1 protein-coding gene is annotated in these 1,549 nt (G+C 43.5%); it reads left to right on the plus strand.

What is annotated here, in order from left to right; all coding sequences use genetic code 11:
• Positions 1-112 precede the first annotated feature (112 nt).
• Complete coding sequence (locus FJR06_RS18200) at positions 113-1,504, plus strand: UDP-glucose/GDP-mannose dehydrogenase family protein (protein WP_148761031.1); 1,392 nt, start codon at positions 113-115, stop codon at positions 1,502-1,504.
• Positions 1,505-1,549: the final 45 nt, after the last annotated feature.

Here is a 1,549-nt window from a genome sequence, read left to right on the forward strand (position 1 = left end):
TGCTTTGCCTGTACGGGCGAAGCATTTGGAGAACTGTTTTTGGCAATGACCGATAATTTATCTTCCAAATGCTTCGCCCCTACTGACAACTATAAAAAACGGGGTTTTAAAAATGCGTGTTTGCGTAATTGGTACTGGTTATGTTGGTTTAGTAACAGGTGCTTGTTTGGCTCATATTGGCCATGATGTAATTTGCATAGATAATAACGAAGAAAAAGTAAAGTTAATGAAGTCTGGGCAGTCGCCGATTTTCGAGCCAGGACTCTCGGAAATTATGCAGTCTGCCATTAGTAGTGGCAATATTCAATTTTCTAGTGATCTCGCGGCTGGTGTTAATCATGGAGAAATCCTGTTTATTGCCGTGGGAACTCCTCCTTTACCCAATGGTGAAAGTGATACCCGATATGTAGAAGCTGTGGCTCGTGGCATTGGCGAAAATCTTCAAGGTGGCTATAAGGTAATTGTCAACAAATCTACTGTCCCTATTGGTTCTGGTGACTGGGTAAGAATGATTGTTTTAGACGGGATTGCTGAACGTCAAAAAACATTGCTGGTATCTGGTGATACAGCTAGTGATGATAAATTATCGAAGATTGCTAATGATTTTGATGTCGTCAGTAATCCAGAGTTTCTCCGGGAAGGTTCAGCAGTTCATGATACATTTAACCCTGATCGGATTGTCTTAGGTGGCAATAGTCAACAAGCCACTGGCATGATGAAAGAACTATATGCGCCAATTGTCGAACGCAAATTTGCGGCTGATAAATCTTTGCCTCCTGTTCCAGTTTTGGTAACAGATTTAAGTTCGGCAGAAATGATTAAATATGCCGCTAATGCCTTTTTAGCCACCAAGATTAGTTTTATTAATGAAGTTGCTAATATATGCGATCGCGTGGGTGCGGATGTTACCCAAGTAGCAAAAGGCATCGGTTTAGATTCCCGTATTGGTAGCAAGTTCTTACAAGCTGGCATTGGTTGGGGTGGTTCATGTTTTCCCAAAGATGTTTCTGCCCTGATTCACACCGCTGATGATTATGGCTATGAAGCCCAACTCATGAAAGCCGCTGTCAGTGTTAACGAACGCCAACGCTTAATTGCCCTAGAAAAACTGCAACAGGCTTTAAAAATCCTCAAAGGTAAAACTGTGGGACTACTCGGTTTAACCTTCAAACCAGATACAGACGATTTACGGGACGCACCGGCACTAATCTTGATTGAACAACTCAACCGACTGGGAGCTAAAGTCAAGGCTTATGACCCCATTATTTCCCAAACAGGAATGCGTCATGGTCTTTCCGGTGTATTAGTAGAAACTGATGCGGAAAGACTAGCAGATGGCTGTGATGCTTTGGTACTTGTCACCGAATGGCAACAGTTCAGCACTTTGGACTATGGGAAAATGGCAAAATTAATGAACCACGCCGTTATGATTGATGGTCGTAATTTCCTTAACCCCCAAGCAATGGTAAAAGCTGGATTCCAATACGTGGGCGTGGGGAGGTAGGGGAGGTTGGGGAGGTAGGGGAGGTTGGGGAGGTTGGGGAGGTTG

The organism is Dolichospermum sp. UHCC 0352 (genome assembly GCF_009711925.1).
Classification (GTDB): domain Bacteria; phylum Cyanobacteriota; class Cyanobacteriia; order Cyanobacteriales; family Nostocaceae; genus Dolichospermum; species Dolichospermum lemmermannii.

What these genes read in the sequence shown, in the direction of transcription:
- FJR06_RS18200 (WP_148761031.1), top strand. Translation starts at nt 113, where the DNA reads ATGCGTGTTTGCGTAATTGGTACTGGTTATGTTGGTTTAGTAACAGGT.